This is a genomic window from Microcoleus sp. Pol11C3 (assembly GCF_036701485.1).
Classification (GTDB): Bacteria; Cyanobacteriota; Cyanobacteriia; order Cyanobacteriales; family Microcoleaceae; genus Microcoleus.
On sequence record NZ_JAUBQW010000002.1, the window covers coordinates 44,640 to 61,880 of the forward strand.

The 17,241-nt window shown below is 43.7% G+C and carries 9 protein-coding genes and 1 CRISPR repeat array; of the genes, 8 read left to right on the forward strand and 1 reads right to left on the reverse strand.

What is annotated here, in order from left to right:
- The first annotated feature begins 143 nt into the window (after window positions 1–143).
- The 8 genes from QUA40_RS00975 to cas2 all read left to right on the forward strand — a co-directional run bounded on the left by QUA40_RS00975 (window position 144) and on the right by cas2 (window position 8,769).
- Complete coding sequence (locus QUA40_RS00975; RefSeq protein ID WP_333121054.1) at window positions 144–395, forward strand: hypothetical protein; 252 nt, start codon at window positions 144–146, stop codon at window positions 393–395.
- Between the two features lie 136 nt (window positions 396–531).
- Window positions 532–3,909, forward strand: a complete 3,378-nt coding sequence (gene cas10d / locus QUA40_RS00980) for a type I-D CRISPR-associated protein Cas10d/Csc3 (RefSeq protein ID WP_333121056.1) — start codon at window positions 532–534, stop codon at window positions 3,907–3,909.
- A gap of 69 nt (window positions 3,910–3,978) precedes the next feature.
- Window positions 3,979–4,989 (forward strand): type I-D CRISPR-associated protein Cas7/Csc2, encoded by a 1,011-nt coding sequence (cas7d, locus tag QUA40_RS00985; RefSeq protein ID WP_333121057.1) that lies wholly within the window; start codon window positions 3,979–3,981, stop codon window positions 4,987–4,989.
- A gap of 5 nt (window positions 4,990–4,994) precedes the next feature.
- On the forward strand, window positions 4,995–5,702 hold the full coding sequence (gene cas5d, locus QUA40_RS00990) for a type I-D CRISPR-associated protein Cas5/Csc1 (RefSeq protein ID WP_333121058.1): 708 nt from the start codon (window positions 4,995–4,997) through the stop codon (window positions 5,700–5,702).
- Window positions 5,703–5,880: 178 nt separating this feature from the next.
- Window positions 5,881–6,714 (forward strand): CRISPR-associated endoribonuclease Cas6, encoded by an 834-nt coding sequence (cas6, locus tag QUA40_RS00995; protein WP_333121060.1) that lies wholly within the window; start codon window positions 5,881–5,883, stop codon window positions 6,712–6,714.
- Between the two features lie 140 nt (window positions 6,715–6,854).
- Window positions 6,855–7,448 carry a CRISPR-associated protein Cas4 gene (cas4, locus tag QUA40_RS01000; RefSeq protein ID WP_333121062.1) on the forward strand — a complete coding sequence of 198 codons (594 nt, stop codon included), beginning with the start codon at window positions 6,855–6,857 and terminating at the stop codon, window positions 7,446–7,448.
- A 22-nt stretch (window positions 7,449–7,470) separates the two neighbouring features.
- Window positions 7,471–8,475: a type I-D CRISPR-associated endonuclease Cas1d gene (cas1d, locus tag QUA40_RS01005; protein ID WP_333121063.1), complete on the forward strand. Its 1,005-nt coding sequence runs from the start codon at window positions 7,471–7,473 to the stop codon at window positions 8,473–8,475.
- Between the two features lie 21 nt (window positions 8,476–8,496).
- Window positions 8,497–8,769, forward strand: a complete 273-nt coding sequence (gene cas2, locus QUA40_RS01010) for a CRISPR-associated endonuclease Cas2 (protein WP_333121065.1) — start codon at window positions 8,497–8,499, stop codon at window positions 8,767–8,769.
- Window positions 8,770–9,073: 304 nt separating this feature from the next.
- Window positions 9,074–15,856: direct repeats of the CRISPR family, unit length 37 nt; unit sequence ATTGCAATCAACCTAAACCCCTACCAGGGATTGAAAC.
- Between the two features lie 7 nt (window positions 15,857–15,863).
- On the opposite strand, the gene QUA40_RS01015 is transcribed toward cas2, so the two are convergent.
- Window positions 15,864–17,066 carry a glycosyltransferase family 4 protein gene (locus tag QUA40_RS01015; RefSeq protein ID WP_333121067.1) on the reverse strand — a complete coding sequence of 401 codons (1,203 nt, stop codon included), beginning with the start codon at window positions 17,064–17,066 and terminating at the stop codon, window positions 15,864–15,866.
- Window positions 17,067–17,241 lie beyond the last annotated feature (175 nt).

Consider the following 17,241-nt stretch of genomic DNA (forward strand, 5'->3'; position numbering starts at 1 on the left):
GCAGCCCTTCTTGTTCTCTAGACAGAACGGTTTTTAGCGTCACTTTATTTGGGTGGGGGTATAACGCCCCCCTTCTGCTGCTGTTAGCAGTCAGCAGCCGTGAGTCTTTCCAGTCTGTAAAAACTAAACAGGAGACATTAACAATGCCAAAGCCAAAACGCTCTGGTGAGGGAGGGCCTTTGCTATTTATTCCCTATTCCCGGAAACCTTTTTTGGAAAACAAAAAGAAAGTTCGAGGGAGAAATCGCCACCCCTTTGAGTTGCTGGAAAAAGTTCAGAACTTATTAGAAACTGCATTGGACAGAAATGAGTTTGAGTCAGAGGAGGTCAAAGCAGAAGTCTATGACTTTTTAGTAATCCTCCGAGGCTCTAAAAAGGTATCTCAAAGGCGCTAGATAGTAGCACTTTGCGAATTTTCAATAGTTAGGCTCTACAGGAGTAGTGTAACTACATAAGAGCCTGTAGAGCTTTTTTGTCAAAAATTTACAATTTTCATAACTACTGACAATGAAAACAACATAGAGGCATAAAATGGCTAAAAAACGTCAAAAACCAGATGAAGAGTATCAACAACTCTCATTATTTGATATCCCAGTTAATTTGAACTCAGAGCGATCGGATGATGCAGACGATCCAGATGATGACTGGTTGCAAGATGAAGAATTAGGGTCAAACTTTCAAACGTCCGATCGCACGATCGAACCTCAAACTCGCGACTTACTAACCCTCAAACTCTTGCGAGAAGCCATTCAGAGTCAAAATCCAGGCGATCGCGTCATGGCAGATTTTGCCGAGTACGTACTGCCAAATCTGCTGCGAGTGGCCATTGGTGTAACAGCCAAAGGCGGCAAATTTTTCGACGAACTCGATCGACAAAAAGGAAAAGAGAACGTTAGACGAGACAATGCAGCCGATCAGTCCCTAAATACTCACCTGCTAAATGGATTATTTCCCGCTAATTTAATTGAACAGCGGTTAGAAAAACTCGATACCACCGTGCAGCGATGCGTAGGAGAACAAGAACGACGGTTAGTAATTGCTGGATTCATTCTCCACGACTTTGAAAAATTTCCAGATGTCCCCAAAGATTGTCGCAAGTTACCGCTAGAACAGCACCGTCAAATTATTGATGAAAAAGTGCGACAGCTAGGAATAAATAGCTTCATCAATCCCGACAATCCAGATACTTATCGAGAATACATAGACGATTTGCTCTGCCTTGCTTACAACGCTCAGCGCCGTTGGGATACTAACTGGAATTTTTCCGAATTTGGGTTAAATCCAGTCTTGCGCGATCGAACCCTCCGCAGTATCTCAGACTTAACCTGTTTGGCCGATTCCCTAGCATCTATTATCAAACATCCCCAAGATGCAGAAAATACCAGGCTAAACGAATTAATCCACAGCCTCAGCGACGGGAAATTAAAATTCACTTATCACAGCATCGCGGAAAATAGGGGCGTACTTACCAACGTTGTCAATAATGCTTTAATGGAAGTACATACAGCGCTGAATACCGACGAGCGCACCTATTACGAACCCTTGCTTTACCTACCAACAGGCGTAATTTACCTAGCACGGTCGGATGCTCCTGCTATTTCAATTGCAGACTTGGCAGAACGGGTAGTTAGCAAGATTAAACAACTGTGCGCCGGACAACTGCGGCTGCGACAAACAGGCTTTGGCAGAGATGGTAAAGGCATGAAATATGCCGAGTATTATAACCTATTTTTTGATGCGTCCGATTTAATGCTAGTTGCCATAAATGCTACTTTACGCATTCTCAAAATAGGGAAAAATTCTGTTGCCAAAAGTCGCAGCGATAATCTGATCAAGTTTCAAAGACAGGATGTTTTATCTGCTGATTACAACTTCAATTTTGACGACGATATTCGGATTGACCAGATTGCAGAACTTGGCGATTTAGTGAGTCGCAAGATTTGGGGAGAACAGGTTAATACCATCGAAGCTGCACGCAAGAAAGACAAAAAACTACCCGTACTACCTCATCTAGATATTGTCGAAGAAATTGCTAAGTTTTGGAAACTGTCCGAGTATCTGCCCGCCCTGAGAGAAATTCAACGGATTAATGAACGTCTGAAAGAACTTAAGCTAAAAGGTAATACAGGTGGCGTTCCTTACGAATGGTACTATTTAGCAGCAAAGTACCTAGAAAATCACCCTGGCATTGAGAATGTACGGGAGGTTTGCGAACAGGCGATCGCCCACATTTCCCAAATGATTAAACCCATTCTTTCACAGTACGAATTGCCCGACGGTTGGGACGATTTGCGGCTGTGGGTAGCGCGGGTTGTCATGTTACCCGGAAATACACCATTAGACACAGCATCCAGTGACGTATTTTTAGATGAATTGGAACGCTATCAACTCGCTAAGAAACAGGGTAGAGGAAGACAGTTAATCTGTTCGATTTCCCATTCAGCTTACACGGTAACAGAACAAATGGAATCAGCCGTTTTGTTCACCCCTCAAGTTTACACAAACAAACAAATGTTGGGAGGTTCTAACGCCAAACGCAATATTTCCAGTATTGCGGGTTTGGAAATGATGCTGAGGCAAATTTTAATGAATCAAACTCAAGCTGTGGGCAAAAAATTTGAAGATGGCAAATATCGCTATCTCTATTTTTATCCCACATACTACTTCACGCCAGAGACAAATAAATTCCTGCAAAAAGCCTACACAAGCATTGCTCAAACCCGCTTTGATACAAGCATTCGCAATCATTTTATCAGCAAGGATTTGCAAGCTGATTTTGGACGTGATCGCTACCAAAGCATCGATTCTTTCCTCATAGATGAAAACATCGAACCAGGAAAAGACCGCACCTTCAAACTTTCCTATCCTGAAGATCAGCCCCTAACATTTTACTTCATGGCGCTTCCCCCCGGCCGAGATGCCACTGATACTGAATCCTGGGTAATGCCAACTTGGTTAGCATTTGCCTTCCCGATGATTCTGGATGTGAAAACTGTGGTTTCTGAGTCGCCCATTCCGCCTTTTAACGACGGTGCGGAATTTGAAGAAAGCGTATTTCTGGACAGTGTACCCCAAGCTTTTAGGGTGTTGACGAAGCGCGATCGCTTCCGCCTCGACTATATCCTAGAAGGTTGGGAAGAAAACGGCAAATCTTATCCTGCACCTTTGAATGTGTTAACTGCTGCTTATGCGATTCACCTTGATGTTAATGCCAAACAGGGGAAGTCCGGTTATGACTCCAACTGGGGTAAACTTACCGAACTCGCCAAGGATTTTGAAACCAGCCCGCTTTATGTGTTTAGCTACCTAAATCAATGGGTTCGCAAACAGAAAAATGAAACGGCCTCAATTCAAAAAATTAAGCTTTATGCTTATCATTTTTACCCTTGCTTTGACTCTTATGCCCACTATAATCATGAAGAGGAACGATTGACTGTGACAACCGCATCAAGTTTAAACCACCCCCAAAAACTGACGGAATTGTATCGCAGATTTTACCGTGCAAGTAAGCGATATAATCCCAAAGCAAATGCTGTGCTGAAACCGATTGATATTGCTTCTAAAACTATCCTGGAAGCCGATCGTAGTTTTCAAGATGAATCTTTAGTATTAGCTGTTGCTGCTGAAGTTTCCAAGCTGATGGATCGCGTTCACGCTTCTACTGCTGAAGGGCGCTGGATTTTCAGCAAGCGGGAGGAAGAACGAGACGCAATTTTAGAGTTTAGTCGCTACTTTGTCGAGGAGGTATTTGAGAAATCTTTTGCGGGCGATCGGGCTCGTTTAGCCGGCCGCCAAATCAACCTAATCCGAGATACCTGCGAATTCCTTTATCGTTTAGAGAATGACAAGGAAAATCGGGCGCGAGATGACAAATCTCCTGACGAATCTCAGGAAGAAGGTGAAGATTAAAGCTGAAGCTCTTGTTTGATAGGCTACACGCCAACTCCAAAACTAACATTTTTACATAGGACACAAATCATGCCTTTCTTGAAAACAGTTGACTCTAATTTTTTCCACGCTAACATCCCCTACAAACCAATGGGTAAATATGTACACTTTCTGACTGTGCGGGTTACGGAATCTTATCCCCTATTTCAGACAGATGGAGAACTGAATAAAGCGCGAGTTAGGGCCGGGATTGAAGACCAAAAACCTATCAGCCGACTTACCATGTTTAAGCGCAAGCAATCTACACCAGAACGTTTGGTCGGTCGCGAGTTGCTTCGTAACTATGGTTTTATGACCGCTGAAGATTGCGAATACAATGTCAAGTTTGCCATGAATAATCCTGATTGCATTATCTACGGATTTGCGATAGGTGACTCAGGTTCCGAAAAATCAAAAGTAGTAGTTGACACAGCATTTTCAATTACCGCTTTTGACGAATCTCACGAGACTTTTACCCTCAATGCTCCCTTTGAGAATGGCACAATGGCATCTAAGGGCGAAGCAGGTTCCAAACCTGGGGAAGTTACCAGTCGCATCAATCAGCAAGACCACATCAAACCCCAGATTTTCTTTCCTAGCATTGTCACCCTAAAAGATCCTACAGAAGCTAGTTTTTTGTATGTTTTTAACAACATCCTCAGAACGCGGCACTATGGCGCTCAAACTACTCGCACAGGTAGAGTCAGAAATGAGTTAATTGGTGTCGTATTTGCCGACGGCGAAATTACCAGTAACCTCCGCTGGACACAAGCAATTTACGACAAATTGCAGGGTGACGATAAACTTAATTCCAACAACCCTCTCAATGAAGATGATGTGATTATGGCTGCTAGGGCTGCTATCCAAACGTTACTGTCTGAGGAATTTATCGTGCATGAAGACTTTATTGGGGATAAGTTTACACCATTAGTGACAGAGGTTAAAGCTGTTATTGGCAATGAAGATGAACTCAAAAAGATGTTGAAAAAAGCTGATGACGAGGCGAAAGTTTATGCGAAGAAGCATATCAAGGGTAAGGCAGGAGCTACAGCAGCGGAGTAAGAACCATGACTTTTATTTACCGCTGTCAAATCGAGTTGCACGATAGCCTTTATTTTGCAACTCGCGAGATAGGGAGACTTTACGAAACTGAGCCGGTAATTCACAATTACGCGCTTTGTTACGCCCTAGGTTTGGTGGATAGCGAAATCTATTCCACCACCGTTTCTGAAGAACATTCCTATCGCTATTTCTGTTCCGAACAAGTTCCTAAATACGAGCCGCATTTAACGGCGCTCAACCAACAGGGGATTTATGTTACTCCGGGGCGTTCTATTTCTCACTCCTCCACTCTCAACACTTGGAAATACGCCAACAACAACTATCACGTTGAGATGGAGAAAACCCAAAAAAATATCCCTAGTTTTGGCAGAACCAAAGAAATTGCGCCGGAAAGCAAATTTGAGTTTTTCCTAATCTCAGAGAAATCTCTGAAACTGGCCAAGTGGATACGTTTGGGAAAGTGGATGAGCAAAGCAGCAGTGGAAATCGTAGAACAGAAAGAAGTGAAGCGATCGCCCTCAGAAACAGACTTCATCTTTCCCTATCTTCTCAACCCTTTAGACGTGATATTTTCCCATCAAGTGATTAGCTACGATGTGGTTAATATGCCTCCGGTTAGCCTCCTCCAAAATGTCAAAATGCTAGGGCGATATTACGAGTTTGACAAACTCAAAATTCCAGCTTGTATGGAATACCGCTTTCGGGCCGATTAATAGGAGGCAGAGCCTCTAGAAATGCGTTCCCAGGTAAAACCTGGGAACGAGAAATGAAGATAGCTTTGCTGCCAAGGAGTATACATTTTTCCCGAGTTTATCCGGCATTTTGGCGATCGCCTCCGCTGGCATTACCTTAAAATGTCCTGACAATCAAGAATTCTGGGTAATCTAAATTATGCCACACAGTCTAGTTCTCAACCTCATTCCCCTCTCCCCAATATCCCCCGGATACCTAACGGGAAGACACCTGCACGCCCTCTTCCTTACCCTCGTGAGCTCCGTTGACAAAAAACTCGGCGATTACCTCCACGAAGCCGCAGCAGATAAAGCTTTCACCCTCAGCCCTTTACAAACTAAAAAATGCCCTTTCAAAAAACACCATTCTCTGCAATGCGAACACTCACAACCTATTCCCGAACATACCCTCTGTTGGTGGCGAATTAGTCTCTTGGATGACACTCTATTCAGCAAATTAACTCACCTGTGGCTGAATCTCAATCCCTCAAAACCGTGGCATCTGGGCCCCGCTGATTTGCTGATTACTAAGATTCTCGGAACGCCCCAAGTAGATCAGCCTTGGGCTAATGCTTGCGATTACTCTCAATTGTACGATCGCGCTTCGGAAACTAATCGCTTAATTGCGTTCAGTCTGGCTACTCCGACTACTTTTCGTCAAGGCAAATTTGATTCTGTTTTGCCGACGAGAGAATGTGTTTTTAACAGTCTCCTCAGTCGCTGGAATAAGTACAGCGGTATGGAATTTTCTCCGCTGTTACTCGATTCACTTTTTTCTACTTTTGTCAATATCAAAAGTGAAGCTGTGACTAATTATCACAGCAATTTGATCGGGATTGTTGGGGAGGTTAGCTATCGGATTTTAGGAGAGGTGGAGCCGTTAGCGATTAAACAAATCAATGCTTTGGCTGATTTTGCTCTTTACTGCGGATTGGGAAGGAAAACACCGATGGGTATGGGGATGACTAGGCGGATTGTTGTTAATAAAAGTTAAAGGGATTTTGAGGGCGGGCAAGATGCCGGAATTCTAGGGCGGGCAAGATGCCCACCCCACAATAACACTAAACTCTTGTGGAACAGGCATCTTGCCTGTTGCTAATTCCAATTACTAATCTCTTACAAACCATCAAAATTATGAACGATTTTGATTACATTTCGATCGCCTCGCTGAATCAATATTCTTACTGTGCTCACCGCTGCTGGCGGATGTTCTGTGCGGGAGAATTTGCGGATAATCAGTATACCATTGAAGGGACGACTTTGCACGATCGCGTTCATACTATGGGCGAGATAAATCGCGATGAAACTTGGCAGGTTCGGGCGATTTGGCTGAAGTCGGAACGCTACAAACTCATTGGTAAATCGGATTTGATTGAATCGGCGGATGGTGAATTGTATCCGGTGGAATATAAGCGGGGACGGAAGGGGGAATGGGATAATGATGAGTTGCAGGTTTGCGCTCAAGCGCTTTGTTTGGAGGAGATGACGGGGAAAAGTATTGCGACTGGATATGTGTATTACGCGCAGTCGCACCAGCGGCAATTAGTGGAGATTTCTGAGGGTTTGAGACAGGAGGCGATCGCAACTATTTCTGCTATAACGGCTCTTTTTACCCAAGGGATTATCCCCCACCCTGTTTACAAACCCCGGTGCAAAGGATGCAGCCTTTATTCGCAGTGTTTGCCGCAAGCTACTGAGAAGGTAAGCCGGTATCAGGAAGTTAGTTAATTTATTCACAGGAGAGTTCAAAATGGGGACTGTTTATATTACTCAAGATGATGCGTTTATTGGCAAAACCGACGAACGTCTCACTGTCAAAGCGGAGAAAAAAAATCTTTTGGATGTGCCGTTAATTAAAGTTGATGGTGTGGTTGTTTTTGGACGTGCTACCGTCTCGCCTGCTGTGGTTTTTGAACTGCTCAGCCGTCACATTCCTTTGACTTTTCTCACGGGAACCGGGCGATATTTAGGGCGGCTGGAGCCTGAAGTTACTAAGAATATTTTTGTGAGATCTGCTCAGTGGAAAGCAGCAGGGGAATCCGAGATGGCTATACATTTAGTTAGGGGGTTTGTACGGGGCAAGCTGAAAAATTACCGCACTATTTTATTGCGACGAGGACGGGAAGATTCTCAACTGGATTTGCAATCTCATGTTAAGCGGCTGGATGGAGCGATCGCGCCTCTTGACAAAACTAACTCGATCGCTTCTCTCAGAGGCTTGGAAGGGGCTGGCAGTGCGGCTTATTTTGGCTGTTTCAACCAGTTAATCAAATCCTCAAAATTCCAATTTGAAGCCCGCCGCCGCCGTCCTCCAACCGATCCGGTTAATGCTTTGTTAAGTTTGGGCTATTCGCTGCTGCGACATGACGTTCAAAGCGCTGTAAATATTGTAGGGTTTGACCCTTATTTAGGATACTTGCATTTGGAACGCTACGGTCGCCCTTCTTTGGCTTTGGATCTGATGGAAGAGTTTCGACCTTTGGTTGTGGATGTGCTGGTGTTTTCTGCTGTAAATAAGGGACAGTTGAGTCCTGATGATTTTATAACTGAACCGTTGAGTGGGGCTGTTTCTTTGACTAAGGATGGGTTGAAAATTTTTCTGCGCCTGTACGAAGAAAAGAAGCAATCTAAATTTAAGCATCCGGTGATGGGTACTCAGCATACTTACCAAGAAGCTTTTGAAATTCAGGGGCGGCTGTTGGCGAAGTATTTGATGGGGGAAATTGACAAATATCCGCCTTTGGTAATCAGATAAGAGCGATCGCGGAGGTTTATTATGTATTTTGTTGTGAGTTACGATGTTTCCGATGACAAGCGGCGGACTAAGATACACAGCATTCTCAAGTCTTACGGGCAGTGGGTACAGTACAGTATTTTTGAGTGCGAGCTGACTCCGACTCAGTATGCTAAGTTGCGATCGCGCTTGAGTAAGCTCCTTAAGTGCGATCGAGATAATATCCGCTTCTATTCTCTGTGCGCTTGCTGTCAGGGTAAGGTCGAACGGATTGGTGGAGATCCTCCGAGGGACAATACGGTGTTTTTTGTTTGAGAGGCTGGTTTGGAGGGTTTGCAGAGAGGAGTCGCGGGGCTCCTCTTTTGTATTTTGCGACGATGGGTAGGTGTAAAAAAGCGCGCCTGAAAAAAAGTGGCTGGATTCTATGAGGGATAAGGGGTTGAGCCTGTCTGGAGTCAAAATCGATCGTCGCAAACGCTGAAATGGTTACTGGGAAATGATTTCAGAGATTTTGGGCGGTAGCCCCTTGACAACCCAGAGGCTGAAATGATACTTTTAGTTTAGGTAATCGCAAACGAACCTTGAAAACCAAATAGAGTAAGGCTTCCAGAAACCTGCTATTGCAATCAACCTAAACCCCTACCAGGGATTGAAACGTGTTGATAAGGATGGAAATGTTCAGCGAGTCAAAATTAAATTGCAATCAACCTAAACCCCTACCAGGGATTGAAACAGCATCAGAATTCTTAACACATAATTCATTAGTATCATTGCAATCAACCTAAACCCCTACCAGGGATTGAAACTACAATCCAGTCAAATCCTCTTTGATAATCCTTAATATTGCAATCAACCTAAACCCCTACCAGGGATTGAAACAAACTGATGAAGCAAAAGAAGGATTAGCAAATTATGGAATTGCAATCAACCTAAACCCCTACCAGGGATTGAAACAAGTATTGTGTTTCTAGTGAATCGGGTGCTAAAAATTGCAATCAACCTAAACCCCTACCAGGGATTGAAACGGTAAATTTTTGGGATTGCCTCTGGCAAACTACCGATTGCAATCAACCTAAACCCCTACCAGGGATTGAAACGAATCATAGGCAATCCCAGACTTATCCTCCGACAATTGCAATCAACCTAAACCCCTACCAGGGATTGAAACATATTAATACCTTGAGAAGGCACAAAACTTGTTAATTGCAATCAACCTAAACCCCTACCAGGGATTGAAACGAAGGATATTCGGCGATTGCATTCACTGCTAAATAAGAATTGCAATCAACCTAAACCCCTACCAGGGATTGAAACTTGCCTGTTTTCCACTGAAATATTGTGCCTTCTTATTGCAATCAACCTAAACCCCTACCAGGGATTGAAACAGCCTCGATAGAATAGCCCATATTATTTTACTCCTAGATTGCAATCAACCTAAACCCCTACCAGGGATTGAAACATGCCGATGCGTCGGCTTTCAGGGCCAGCCCTGCCGCGTAGGTTGTAGATTGCAATCAACCTAAACCCCTACCAGGGATTGAAACAAATCAACACTCATAAGGTCGGCAATTCTAAATGCATTGCAATCAACCTAAACCCCTACCAGGGATTGAAACAATGATGATGCGATTAGCTTAAGCTATGTCTACATTGCAATCAACCTAAACCCCTACCAGGGATTGAAACCAGAGTAGTGCCTCGGCTGCTGCTGTTTCACCATAAAAAATTGCAATCAACCTAAACCCCTACCAGGGATTGAAACCTAAGGATTCGGATCGCCTGTGGGCATACCTTGAATTGCAATCAACCTAAACCCCTACCAGGGATTGAAACGGAGGATTCCACACTCCAAAATTATAACTGCCACCATTGCAATCAACCTAAACCCCTACCAGGGATTGAAACAAGGTATAAACAGTGCTTATGCCTGCATCAGGTGAATTGCAATCAACCTAAACCCCTACCAGGGATTGAAACTTTAAATAGCTTGAATTGCCTGCCACACAAAGATAAATTGCAATCAACCTAAACCCCTACCAGGGATTGAAACTAAGAAAACCAATTCTAGCCTTTGCCTCTGTTCTTCAATTGCAATCAACCTAAACCCCTACCAGGGATTGAAACAATAATGGTGTTGCAGTATCCTAACTAGGGATTATGATTGCAATCAACCTAAACCCCTACCAGGGATTGAAACCCCGACTTTTGCCGCGTTGCCTGCAATTGTTTGAATTGCAATCAACCTAAACCCCTACCAGGGATTGAAACCTCGCTCTTCTGTTCCGGCTGTTTGTGCGTCGGTGGATTGCAATCAACCTAAACCCCTACCAGGGATTGAAACCTCCAAAGTTTGCTAATTCTTCCTCGGCTTCATCTTCATCATTGCAATCAACCTAAACCCCTACCAGGGATTGAAACAGAGGAAAGTCAGCCAGCGATCGGGCTGAAATGATTGCAATCAACCTAAACCCCTACCAGGGATTGAAACGTGGCATTGCTTCGGCTAACATCACTACTAGCAATTGCAATCAACCTAAACCCCTACCAGGGATTGAAACTGGGATGTGTAAGCAGACGGGGGTTTAATGCCGTATTGCAATCAACCTAAACCCCTACCAGGGATTGAAACCGCTATATTCCACAGTAATCATTCTTCCTCGTCTATTGCAATCAACCTAAACCCCTACCAGGGATTGAAACGCGATCGCTCCCTCTCAGGAATGATTGTTTGGGTATTGCAATCAACCTAAACCCCTACCAGGGATTGAAACGATTGACTGGATAAATCATCCCCTCGTGTTCCTTTAACATTGCAATCAACCTAAACCCCTACCAGGGATTGAAACATAATATAGGTAGTTCAACAAATTAGCTAGGTGTATTGCAATCAACCTAAACCCCTACCAGGGATTGAAACCTTCCATCCAGTCGCTCACCAGATTTCCTCCTTAATTGCAATCAACCTAAACCCCTACCAGGGATTGAAACCCAAAACTCGCGATCGAGCTTCTGGCGATAATATTGCAATCAACCTAAACCCCTACCAGGGATTGAAACAACCAAGTGCTAGGATTAATGAATCAGTAGGTAATTGCAATCAACCTAAACCCCTACCAGGGATTGAAACTTGGCTAGGAGACAGGGTTATTTGCCTCGATCGCACATTGCAATCAACCTAAACCCCTACCAGGGATTGAAACATGATGTAGGGGCAAATTAGCTGTTACTTATAAATTGCAATCAACCTAAACCCCTACCAGGGATTGAAACTTGATTCTTCAACAACTGACTTAGCTGCTAAAGATTGCAATCAACCTAAACCCCTACCAGGGATTGAAACCTGGAGTCGGTGCCGGCTTCCCCTATGCCGGAAATATTGCAATCAACCTAAACCCCTACCAGGGATTGAAACACTCCAGCAGTAGCAGATTCTAGAAATGTTGGGATTGCAATCAACCTAAACCCCTACCAGGGATTGAAACTCATTAAATGCAGTTGCACAAAATACGACACTAATTGCAATCAACCTAAACCCCTACCAGGGATTGAAACTCAGTTCCCTACTTGATTTCTTTGGACGAATCAGATTGCAATCAACCTAAACCCCTACCAGGGATTGAAACTTGAGTGGCGCGACGGCGTGAGAGTTTTACCCCGTATTGCAATCAACCTAAACCCCTACCAGGGATTGAAACACCTGTAAAAGATAGCGTTAAAGCCGCGTTTATCGATTGCAATCAACCTAAACCCCTACCAGGGATTGAAACCCGCTACTTGCTCTGTGGATACTTGAACTGTTGGATTGCAATCAACCTAAACCCCTACCAGGGATTGAAACACAGATACTTGAGCCATAATGTGCCAACCTGAAAATTGCAATCAACCTAAACCCCTACCAGGGATTGAAACACTTATTCCATACAAATTAAATCAATACGGACTAGGGCATTGCAATCAACCTAAACCCCTACCAGGGATTGAAACAAGTGCAGCAATTGCTTGCAGAATAGGCTTAAAGGATTGCAATCAACCTAAACCCCTACCAGGGATTGAAACCTTTACGATAACCCACTGAATAGTAGAATGCTGAAATTGCAATCAACCTAAACCCCTACCAGGGATTGAAACCAGAAGGATTAGCCCAATCTGCACTATTTTCAGAATTGCAATCAACCTAAACCCCTACCAGGGATTGAAACGTTGACGATATAATGTTCCCCATAAAATTCCCATCCCATTGCAATCAACCTAAACCCCTACCAGGGATTGAAACAGAATGTTCAAGCATTTTCGCGCAATCTCTACTCCAATTGCAATCAACCTAAACCCCTACCAGGGATTGAAACATTCGTCTTGGAATTGCCTGAAGAGGCGGGGGCAACAGAAAATTGCAATCAACCTAAACCCCTACCAGGGATTGAAACAATCAAAGTAGATAATGCTTTGTTTATTGCTAACCTTTATTATTGCAATCAACCTAAACCCCTACCAGGGATTGAAACCCAGTATTGACCCATTCTATTATCTTTTCTTGAATTGCAATCAACCTAAACCCCTACCAGGGATTGAAACTACCTTTCTCTACTTCAGAATGAATAGTAAAAGATTGCAATCAACCTAAACCCCTACCAGGGATTGAAACTGTTAGCATCTCCCCTCTATCTGTCTTGTACTGTACTATTGCAATCAACCTAAACCCCTACCAGGGATTGAAACCTAGCTGTTAGATATAGCTTACTAACTAAATTATGATTGCAATCAACCTAAACCCCTACCAGGGATTGAAACGACGCGAGAGAGAAATACTGCCCCGCCGCTCAATATTGCAATCAACCTAAACCCCTACCAGGGATTGAAACCCAATTCCCGAGAGTTAGTAAAACTTTTCATCTTATTGCAATCAACCTAAACCCCTACCAGGGATTGAAACAAGTTAGTCAACGCTTACTGAAGGTGTGATTTGAATTGCAATCAACCTAAACCCCTACCAGGGATTGAAACCTCGCTCAGTTGCGCCTCCCGGTTGTGCGGCTGTATTGCAATCAACCTAAACCCCTACCAGGGATTGAAACTTTTATCAGATGGAGTCCACTCCGCGCCACACTTATTGCAATCAACCTAAACCCCTACCAGGGATTGAAACCAAATAAGACATCATTCCTTCCTCTTTGTCTTGCCATTGCAATCAACCTAAACCCCTACCAGGGATTGAAACTTTTTCTCAAGCCAATTTAGCTTGAATGGATCATCAGGCAAATTGCAATCAACCTAAACCCCTACCAGGGATTGAAACGTACCCAAAGTTGAGCCGATTTATCAGAATATTGATTGCAATCAACCTAAACCCCTACCAGGGATTGAAACAGCGGCAAGAAGAGATCGAGCAAATAAAATCCCAATTGCAATCAACCTAAACCCCTACCAGGGATTGAAACGTAAGAAACTGGGCGGACTATATTAAAGTAGCTTCCGAATTGCAATCAACCTAAACCCCTACCAGGGATTGAAACATCAAGAAAACCATAACCCCAGTAACCAGCGTGAGAGGAGTCATTGCAATCAACCTAAACCCCTACCAGGGATTGAAACAGCTCCTTAACTAAGACAATAACTTCCGTATCTAACATTGCAATCAACCTAAACCCCTACCAGGGATTGAAACTCTTTTGTACTCTAACCAAAGGAGAACATATTCCATTGCAATCAACCTAAACCCCTACCAGGGATTGAAACACTAGATGAACTAACCTACAGATGTAAGGGTGAGATTGCAATCAACCTAAACCCCTACCAGGGATTGAAACCATCTATATATATATGTATCTGTCTGTATCTCCTATTGCAATCAACCTAAACCCCTACCAGGGATTGAAACGCATAGGCTAAGCAGGGATAAAATCGGCAGTTCCATTGCAATCAACCTAAACCCCTACCAGGGATTGAAACCAATCTCAAAGGTGCGCGTCGGGATTCTGATTTGCATTGCAATCAACCTAAACCCCTACCAGGGATTGAAACCCGGCTATTATAGGGCTTTCTACTGTAGTGCTAAATTGCAATCAACCTAAACCCCTACCAGGGATTGAAACATAGTAACAGAGTTAGAAAAAGTTTTACTTCCAGCAATTGCAATCAACCTAAACCCCTACCAGGGATTGAAACGTAGTCAATGTCAATAAAGTAACAGCACTGCGACATTGCAATCAACCTAAACCCCTACCAGGGATTGAAACAGATAAAGTTGGCGTTACTGAGCGCACTCGATCGGAATTGCAATCAACCTAAACCCCTACCAGGGATTGAAACTTACCAAATATCAATACTGAGGGAAAAACTAATCAGCATTGCAATCAACCTAAACCCCTACCAGGGATTGAAACTCCCAGACTTGCTTGACGTACTTGGCAAATTTCATTGCAATCAACCTAAACCCCTACCAGGGATTGAAACATCTAAATTGGCAGATATAGCTACTGGCAATGCTTTAAATTGCAATCAACCTAAACCCCTACCAGGGATTGAAACTCTTTTTTTCAGCCTTTTTGCAATTTCTGTAATATTGCAATCAACCTAAACCCCTACCAGGGATTGAAACTCTTCTTACGGTAGCCTCACTTAGAATAAGGCTACATTGCAATCAACCTAAACCCCTACCAGGGATTGAAACAGGCAAAACAACCTGATACAAGCACTGAAAATAGTTTCATTGCAATCAACCTAAACCCCTACCAGGGATTGAAACAAGTATGGAATCACAAAAGGAATCGTGGTTTCCCATTGCAATCAACCTAAACCCCTACCAGGGATTGAAACTCTTCCCGAAAGATGGGCAAAACGCCTATGGAAACCATTGCAATCAACCTAAACCCCTACCAGGGATTGAAACTTACGATCACGAAAAATAAAGAAATGCCCTTTTGCATTGCAATCAACCTAAACCCCTACCAGGGATTGAAACTGCGTGTGTACAATTCTAAATCTTCTAGAACACTGTATTGCAATCAACCTAAACCCCTACCAGGGATTGAAACCATTAATGCGACGACTGTGATTTGCGTTAGCTACGATTGCAATCAACCTAAACCCCTACCAGGGATTGAAACATAATCTGACAATGCGGAACAAGTAGGCGTATCAAATTGCAATCAACCTAAACCCCTACCAGGGATTGAAACAGGTACAAGATTTATTTCGTGACCAAGTAAATCCTGAATGTACAACAGATTGCAATCAACCTAAACCCCTACCAGGGATTGAAACGACAGCCAAGAACCCACGGACGCTGAGTAATGAGATTGCAATCAACCTAAACCCCTACCAGGGATTGAAACTAAAAATTTTACGACTAAGAAGAAAGAAATAGAAATTGCAATCAACCTAAACCCCTATCAGGGATTGAAACGCCCAAACTACAAAATAATTGGCTCAAAAAAAGATTTCTCCTCACTCTTTTTATCCCCTCCAATAACCTCAAGCAATCGATCGACTCCACACCTCCAAGTAAAATTTTCAGCCACAAAAGCCGGGCCCGCAACCCGAGCTCTCGCAGCGATTCCAGGCTGCTCGATCGCCCTTCGCATCAAATCAGTCAAATGCTCCCACTCAGGAGCTAAGATAAATAAAGTTTCCCCCTCACTCACCACAGCCGTAAATTTACTCTCAATCTGCAGTGCAAAGTCCGATCGCGTAAAATCATCCGTAGGGCCGCCCGCCGTGCAAATAACCGGCAAACCGCAAGCCGCAGCTTCCAACACGGGCAGATTAAAACCTTCTGCCAAATACGGAGAAACATAAGCATCGGCTGCTTGGTAAAACTCTGCTATTTGAGCAAAAGATAGCTGATTGCCAGTATAAATTAATCTCGGTAAAACCCTCGCTCTTTCCGCATCGCTGAGCACAACTCGGCAGGCTTCAGCAATCTCATCTCTCGATGGATAAAGCAGTTCAGAACCTTTTAAAACTAATCTGGCATCTGGATATTTGTCAACTACCGCAGCGAAGGCTTTTAATAAAGGGCGAATACCTTTGCGATCCGTTTGCCCTCCGATGTTTAAAAATATAAAATAGTTTGACCAGCCGAAAGTTTGGCGTAGCGATTGACGCCGATCGCCCGCAGCAGGATAATAAATCTGAGGATCGACTCCCAAAGGTACAACGGCAATGCGATCGGCCTCAACACCGCTGCGAATTAAGCCGGCTTTTGACCAAGCCGACGGTGTAATAATTTTTACTTCTGAATTAACCCGAGTTTGGGCGATCGACTTAACCTCCATCGCCTGCAATACTGTACTGGTAACAATCCCCCATTCTGTCGCTGCAAATACCCAAGTTGCGGCGCTGCTGGATGCCGAGAAGTCCCACGGGCAGTACATTCGCAAGGTAACATCCGCTGACTGATTTACCACAGGGCTCCTAATGCTGCGGAGTAAAGTTTCATTTCGGCGATCGAACAAACTAATTTTCGTCTCCCAAGCTGGGTCAATATAGGGCATATCGCGGTGGAAAAGCTCTATTTGTCCTCGCGGGCGAGCGAGCATTTCCAGCAGTTGAAATTGATTGGCTACGCAATAGGAATGATAAATAAAACGCCAGCCTTCAACAATAATCTGCAATTCACAACTCCCGCTTTTGGAATTAAAAATTAACCTAATAATCAAAAAATGGTAATTAGCAACTAGCAAGCATAAATTACCAATTACCAATTACCAATTACCAATTACCAGAAATAATTGGTTTAAAGCCCCAAGCCTGATCGGGAGAAATTAAAAGAAGACTGTTCATTACTCC

Coding starts and splice junctions, on each gene's coding strand:
- QUA40_RS00975 (WP_333121054.1), top strand. CDS start 144: ATGCCAAAGCCAAAACGCTCTGGTGAGGGAGGGCCTTTGCTATTTATT.
- cas10d (WP_333121056.1), top strand. CDS start 532: ATGGCTAAAAAACGTCAAAAACCAGATGAAGAGTATCAACAACTCTCA.
- cas7d (WP_333121057.1), top strand. CDS start 3,979: ATGCCTTTCTTGAAAACAGTTGACTCTAATTTTTTCCACGCTAACATC.
- cas5d (WP_333121058.1), top strand. CDS start 4,995: ATGACTTTTATTTACCGCTGTCAAATCGAGTTGCACGATAGCCTTTAT.
- cas6 (WP_333121060.1), top strand. CDS start 5,881: ATGCCACACAGTCTAGTTCTCAACCTCATTCCCCTCTCCCCAATATCC.
- cas4 (WP_333121062.1), top strand. CDS start 6,855: ATGAACGATTTTGATTACATTTCGATCGCCTCGCTGAATCAATATTCT.
- cas1d (WP_333121063.1), top strand. CDS start 7,471: ATGGGGACTGTTTATATTACTCAAGATGATGCGTTTATTGGCAAAACC.
- cas2 (WP_333121065.1), top strand. CDS start 8,497: ATGTATTTTGTTGTGAGTTACGATGTTTCCGATGACAAGCGGCGGACT.